We start from the raw sequence: 6,214 nt of genomic DNA on the forward strand, positions 1-6,214 counted from the left end.
CCCGGCCTGTCCGAGCGCGTCTATGACTGGCTGCTGGGCGTTCTGCCCGGTCGCCGCGCCGGACGGATCGAGATGCAGGACATGTCCGGCACCCCCCCGGGCGTGCGCCCGTTCGACCCCGCCGACCCCGCCAGTGCGCTTGCGCCGGTGGAAACACCGCCCGACATCCGCCGCACCCGCAACGGGCATCTGGTGGTCACGGTGGTCGAGCCGGTGCGCCACGACGGCCGCACGATCGGTGTGATTCAGCTCACACGCCGCGCGCGCGACGTGGACCGGTCGCTGTTCGCGGTGCGCTCGTCGATCCTGTCGCTGTTCCTGATCGCGCTGGCGATCACGGTGTTCCTGTCGTGGTACATGTCCCTGACCATCGCGCGGCCACTTCTGCGCCTGGTGGGCGCGACCGACGTCCTGCGCGAGACGGGCGGCCGGGCCGACATCGTGCCGGCACCGATCCTGCGCCGACGCGACGAGATCGGCGAACTGGCCCGCGCGCTGCGCGACAGTGCACTCGCGCTGTGGGCACGCATGGACGCAATCGAGCGTTTCGCCGCCGACGTCAGCCACGAGATCAAGAATCCCCTGTCGTCCATCCGTTCGGCCATCGAGACGCTGCTGCGGCTGGAAAAGAACGAGGCACCACGCCGTCTGCTGACCATCATTCACGACGATGTCCGACGCCTCGACCGCCTGATCACCGATATCGCGGACGCCAGCCGCGTCGACGCCGAACTGTCGCGCGTACGCGCCGAGCCGGTGGCGGTGCTGCCGCTTCTGAACGTTCTGGCCGAGATCCATCAGGTCACGCGCAAGCCGGGCCAGCCCATCCTGATCGTCGACCCCGCAGAAGAACCGGGCGCGCGCCCGATTCGCGCGCTGGCGGTCGAAGATCGGCTGGTGCAGGTCCTGCGCAATCTGATCGGCAATGCGGTGTCGTTCTCGCCGCCGGACGGACGCATCGTGGTGGGCGCCCATGTCGACAATACGATGGTCGAACTGTCGGTGTCCGACGAAGGGCCCGGCATTCCCCAGGCCAAGATCACCACGATCTTCGACCGTTTCTATTCCGAGCGCCCGCAAAGCGAGCATTTCGGCCAGCATTCCGGCCTTGGCCTGTCCATCAGTCGCCAGATCGTCGAGGCCCTGCGCGGCACGATCGGCGCGGAGAACAGGATCGGGCCCGATGGCGAGATTCTGGGCGCGCGCTTCGTCGTCCGTCTGCCGCGCGCTCCCTGAGCGGGCCTCAGCGTCCGCGTGCGGTCAGTTCGAGCTCCAGGCTCATGCCGGCGGTCTCGAAACCGGCGACGGTGCGCAGGGTGAACACCGGCGCAGCGGGGCCGAAGGCGTCCCGCAACAGGCCGAAGCACCCCGCGAACGCATCGCAGTCCTGAACAAGGCACGTGACGCGGATCACGTCATACAGCGAGAGCCCGCGATCGCCCATCATGTCGGCACCCGCGACAAGGGCGCGGCGACACTGCTCGACGATCCCCGGGGGGGGCATGGCGGGGTCGGCCGGGACGGTCATCCCGGTCAGGCCCAGGATCCGCACTTCACCGCGATGCAGCACGACACGAGCCGCCGCGGGCCCGTCCGGGCTTGGGGGAGAGGCGGGATTCATGGGACTATCCGGCGCCGATCACAAGTTTCTGGCAAACACAAGGCACGCCGCTTCTCATATCCTGCCTTGATAAATTTGCAATGCGGGACTTGCATATGACGCAACATTCTTTCGCTTCCGTCGGGAGGACCGCGCCCATGACACATCACGCGAGTTGCGCCGCGCGCGGGGGCGCCGGCGTGCTGCTGTGCGGGCCGCCGGGCAGTGGAAAATCCGACCTTCTGCTTCGCCTTCTGGACGCGGGGTATGAACTGGTGGCCGACGACCGCGTGATTCTGGACGGCGGCCGGGCGTGCGCACCGGAAGCGCTGGCGGGCATCCTTGAGATCCGCGGCATCGGTCTGGTGCGTCGACCGTTCCGGCCTTCGGCGCGGGTGGCGCTGGTGGTCGACTGCGCGCCCGGCCATGTCGGGGACCGTCTGCCGCAGCCCGCGGCACGCGACGCGCGCACGGATGCCCCGTGCCTGACGCTCGACCCGTTCCATGCGTCCGCCGTGGCGCGCATCGGCGTTGTGCTGGACTGTCTGGCGGGGACGTGCCAGCCTCTGGCCGGTCTGCTGGGTGATGCCCCCGACGCACATGTCCGCTCTCCGGCGCTGTCGCCGGCATGCGCATCGGCCCCGGCCCCGCTTCTGGATGTGTCGCCCAACGATGTCTGAGCGCCTCGACCCGCCTGTCCCGGACCGCCCGTTCGCCGAGCCGGCGGCGCCACACCGCATGGTGGTGGTGACCGGCCTGTCCGGGGCTGGCAAATCCTCGATCCTGCGCGTGCTTGAGGATCTGGGATATGAGGTGGTCGACAACCCGCCCCTGCCCATGATCGAGGAAATCGCCGCCCGTGCGGCTGGCCCGATCGCGGTGGGCGTGGATTCCCGCACACGCGATTTCGATCCGGCCAGCCTGGTCGCGGCCCTGGCGCGTCTGCGCGGCCGGCCGGGGCCGCAGCCCGAACTGATCTACGCCACGGCCGACGATGCCGTCCTCCTGCGCCGTTTCACCGCCACCCGGCGCCGTCATCCGCTGGCGACGCATGGCAACATCGCGGCCGGCATCGTTGAGGAAACGGCTCTGACCGCGCCCCTGCGCGGGGCGGCCGACATCGTGCTGGACACCACCGACCTGCCGCCACCGGAATTGCGCCAGATCATCGAGGCCCGGTTCGGACTGGGCGCGGGCGGCATGACCCTGTCGCTGATGTCGTTCGCCTTCCCCGCCGGCATCCCGCGCGAGGCGGACATGGTGTTCGACGCGCGCTTTCTGCGGAACCCGCATTATGTCCCCGACCTAGCACCCCGGACCGGGCTGGAGGCGCAGGTGGCGGATTATGTCGGCGAAGACCCCGATTATCAGGCGTTTTTCCGCCAGATCGAGGGGCTGTTGAGACTCGTCTTGCCGCGTTTCGTCGCAGAAGGTAAAAAATACGCAACGGTTGCCGTCGGGTGCTCCGGCGGCCGCCACCGCTCCGTGACGATCATCGAGGCCCTGGCGCGCAGTCTGGGCGGCGATACGTCCCGAAGCGGCCCACATGACGATGCTCTTGACAACGCGAAGATCGGCGACGACCTCTCTGGGGCGGCCGCGTCTGTCGCCAGGGATTGGCCGATTATCGTGACCCACCGAGAACTCGCCCGACAGGGACTGAGCGCATGGCGCTGGGTCCGCAGACCGCACGGTGGCGCGACACCCGTTCAACAGCGAGGGTCGGACCCGAAATGATCGGGATGGTGCTCATTACGCATGGCGCCCTGGGGGAAACACTCAAGGCCGCTCTGGAACACGTCGTCGGCCCCCAGGAACAGATCGAATGCATCAGCGTCGACGGGGACGATCCGTTGGGTCTCAGCCGGTCGTCCCTGATCGACAGCATGAAACGCGTCGACTCCGGCGACGGCACCCTGATGGTCACCGACATGTTCGGCAGCACGCCGTCCAATCTCGCCCTGTCGGTGATGGAGGAGGGGCACTCCGACGTGCTGGCCGGGGTCAACCTGCCCATGCTGGTCAAACTCGCGAAAATACGACCCAGCCGCACGCTGGCGGAATGCGCTTCCATCGCCGAGATGGCCGGCCGGAAATACATCTCCACGGCCTCGCACCTGCCCGCGCCCTGTCTGGGCGGCGCGCAGAGCTGCCGTGACCTGCCGCCCGACGCACACCACCCGAGCCTGTCGGCCTCCGACGCTCGCCTGGTGCGAACCCCGGCCACCTGCACGTCCCCGTGACATCCCCGAGCGACAACTCCGCCGCCGGGCCGCAGGCACTGGACCCGGATGGCGCGGACGTACTCGCCCGGACACTGGCGATCGTCAACCAGCGTGGCCTTCACGCGCGCGCGGCCGCGAAACTCGTGACCGTTGCCGAGCGTTTCAGCGCTGTTGTCGAAGTCGAGCGGGCGGCCCAACGGGTGTCCGCACTGTCGATCATGGGCCTTATGATGCTGGGCGCCGGCAAGGGCGAGACCATACGCGTTCTGGCGCAGGGGTGGGACGCCCGTGACGCGATCGACGCCCTGACGCTGCTGGTGGAGGCTGGTTTCAACGAAGATGACTGACCCGTCCGCGGCACCGCCACGGCGGCGGCGCCCGGTCAAGGCTGCTCCTGCGCCATCCCGACCGCCCCCCCGCCAGTTTCAGGGCGAGCCCGTCTATCCCGGCATCGCCATCGGTGTCGCCATCCGCACCGGCGACCGCCAAATTCCAACCGACCTGCCGCGTGCGAGCGTCCATGGCGACACATACGAGCGCGCACGGCTGGACGAGGCCGTGGACCGGGCACGTCGCCAGATCGGCAAACTGCGCGATCGGCTGGCGCTGCTGCCCGAAGAGGGACAGGTCGAGATCGGCTCGCTGCTGGAAGTCTATCATCGGATGCTCGGCCCCTCACGGCTGCTGCGTGGCATCGAGGCCCGGATCAGCCGCGACGCGCTGACCGCCGAAGCCGCCGTGATGGACGAGGTCGACGCCCTGTGCACCGCCATGCTGGCACCCATGGGCAACAAGCCCGAAGAGGACGAGCGCGCCGCCCAGGCCCGCCGCGCCGGTGAACTGCGCGAAATCGGCCGCCGCCTGGTGCGCAACCTGACCGGTGCCTCGTTCCGCACCTTCGCCGGCGCGCCCGACGGCGCGGTGCTGGTGGCCGAACAGCTTCGCCCGTCCGACGCCGCGCTGATCGACCCCTCCCGCGTGACCGCCGTCGTGACCGAGGAGGGCGGAAGCACGGACCATACCTCCATCATGTTGCGCGCGCTGGGCATTCCCTCGGTCCTCGCCGCCCATGGCGTGACCGAGGCACTGGCACGCGCGGGCGAAGGGACGGAGGTCATCGTCAACGGCGCGACGGGCGTGGTCGTCGTCGCCCCCGACGCCCCCATGCTGGCCGAAGCCCGCGACGGCGTGGCGGCCTATGCGCGGGAGCGTCAGGCACTCAATCGCCTCCGGCGGCTTGCGTCGCGGCTGTCGGGCGGCGAGAAGATCCGCCTGCAGGCCAACTTCGAAATTCCGGCCGAACTGCCCCTGATCGCACAATCCGGCGCGTCGGGCATCGGCCTGCTGCGCAGCGAGTTCCTGTTCATCAACGCGTCCGTCCTGCCGGATGAGGACGAGCAGGCCGAGGCCTACGCGGCCGTCATCACCGCCATGGGCGGCGACGAGACCACGATCCGCGTCGTCGACTGGGGGGGGGAGAAGCAAAGCGAGGCCCTGTCGCGCGCCGGCATCACGATGGGCGAGGACGGACTGAACCCGGCCCTCGGCGTACGCGGGATTCGGCTGCTGCTGCAAAATCCCGGCTTTCTGGAAACGCAGTTCGCCGCCATCCTGCGTGCCTCGCTGCTGGGTCCGGTACGGGTCCTGCTGCCCATGGTCACGCTGGCCGAGGAGATCGCACAGGCGCGGGCGCTGTACGAACATGTGGCGCGGCGGCTGCGGCGGCGCGGCGTGAAGCTCGGCCACGACCTGCCGCCGCTGGGCATCATGGTCGAGACGCCGGCCGCTGCCCTGATGGCCGAGTCGCTGGCCGTACTGGCCGATTTCATGGCCATCGGCACGAACGACCTGACGATGTACACCCTGGCCGTCGACCGCGCCTCGGCCGATGTGGCCACGCTGTACGACCCCCTGCATCCCGCCGTGCTGCGCCTGATCGAACACACCACCGCCGCGGGCGTGCGGCACAATCGCCCGGTTTCGCTGTGCGGCGAGATCGCGGGCGACCCGGTCGCCGTGCCGCTTCTGATCGGGATGGGCCTGCGCAGTTTCTCGATGTCGGCCAGCGCGGTTCCACGCGTCAAACGCGCCATTCGCGGCACGACGCTGGACGCCTGCCGCGACCTGCGCGCGCGTGTCCTGCACGAGACCGATCCCACCGCCGTACGCCTTGTCCTGACCGCCGGAAGCGGTACCTGAACCGTGCCTTTGCAGCGGATCAGACTGGGGTGGCGCGACCCCGACGCCGTGTTGGCCGCCTGGGCGGACGAGCCGTGGCTGGCGTGCCTCGACAGTGGCGGCCCCGTGCACGACCGTGCGCGCTGGACGATCCTGTGCCGCCGCCCGACACGCACGCTGCTGACACAAGGGGCGCCGGGCACGGACGCGG

7 protein-coding genes and 1 pseudogene are annotated in these 6,214 nt (G+C 69.4%); 7 read left to right on the forward strand and 1 reads right to left on the reverse strand.

Annotated features, from left to right (window positions below; genetic code table 11):
• A partial coding sequence (locus tag HUK82_RS13615) for a sensor histidine kinase (protein ID WP_176614477.1) occupies positions 1 to 1,236 on the forward strand: 1,236 nt, incomplete at its 5' end.
• Positions 1,237 to 1,243: 7 nt separating this feature from the next.
• Here HUK82_RS13615 and HUK82_RS13620 read toward each other — a convergent pair.
• Complete coding sequence (locus tag HUK82_RS13620) at positions 1,244 to 1,621, reverse strand: RidA family protein (protein ID WP_176614478.1); 378 nt, start codon at positions 1,619 to 1,621, stop codon at positions 1,244 to 1,246.
• A 137-nt stretch (positions 1,622 to 1,758) separates the two neighbouring features.
• Between HUK82_RS13620 and HUK82_RS13625 the strand changes: the two genes are divergently transcribed.
• From HUK82_RS13625 to HUK82_RS13650, 6 genes and pseudogenes are all read left to right on the forward strand, one after another.
• On the forward strand, positions 1,759 to 2,280 hold the full coding sequence (locus HUK82_RS13625) for an HPr kinase/phosphorylase (protein WP_246495350.1): 522 nt from the start codon (positions 1,759 to 1,761) through the stop codon (positions 2,278 to 2,280).
• Positions 2,273 to 3,337, forward strand: a complete 1,065-nt coding sequence (rapZ, locus tag HUK82_RS13630; RefSeq protein WP_176614480.1) for an RNase adapter RapZ — start codon at positions 2,273 to 2,275, stop codon at positions 3,335 to 3,337. The genes HUK82_RS13625 and rapZ overlap by 8 nt, the downstream gene beginning before the upstream one ends.
• Positions 3,338 to 3,342: 5 nt before the next feature.
• Positions 3,343 to 3,843 carry a PTS sugar transporter subunit IIA gene (locus HUK82_RS13635; protein WP_306308923.1) on the forward strand — a complete coding sequence of 167 codons (501 nt, stop codon included), beginning with the start codon at positions 3,343 to 3,345 and terminating at the stop codon, positions 3,841 to 3,843.
• A 38-nt stretch (positions 3,844 to 3,881) separates the two neighbouring features.
• Positions 3,882 to 4,172: an HPr family phosphocarrier protein gene (locus HUK82_RS13640; protein WP_176614483.1), complete on the forward strand. Its 291-nt coding sequence runs from the start codon at positions 3,882 to 3,884 to the stop codon at positions 4,170 to 4,172.
• Positions 4,165 to 6,024, forward strand: a complete 1,860-nt coding sequence (gene ptsP / locus HUK82_RS13645; protein WP_176614482.1) for a phosphoenolpyruvate--protein phosphotransferase — start codon at positions 4,165 to 4,167, stop codon at positions 6,022 to 6,024. Before HUK82_RS13640 ends, ptsP begins: the two co-directional genes overlap by 8 nt.
• 9 nt (positions 6,025 to 6,033) lie before the next feature.
• Positions 6,034 to 6,214, forward strand: a pseudogene (locus HUK82_RS13650) (hypothetical protein); the annotation flags it as partial.

It is taken from the genome of Ameyamaea chiangmaiensis (genome assembly GCF_013376175.1).
In the GTDB taxonomy this organism is placed as follows: domain Bacteria; phylum Pseudomonadota; class Alphaproteobacteria; order Acetobacterales; family Acetobacteraceae; genus Ameyamaea; species Ameyamaea chiangmaiensis.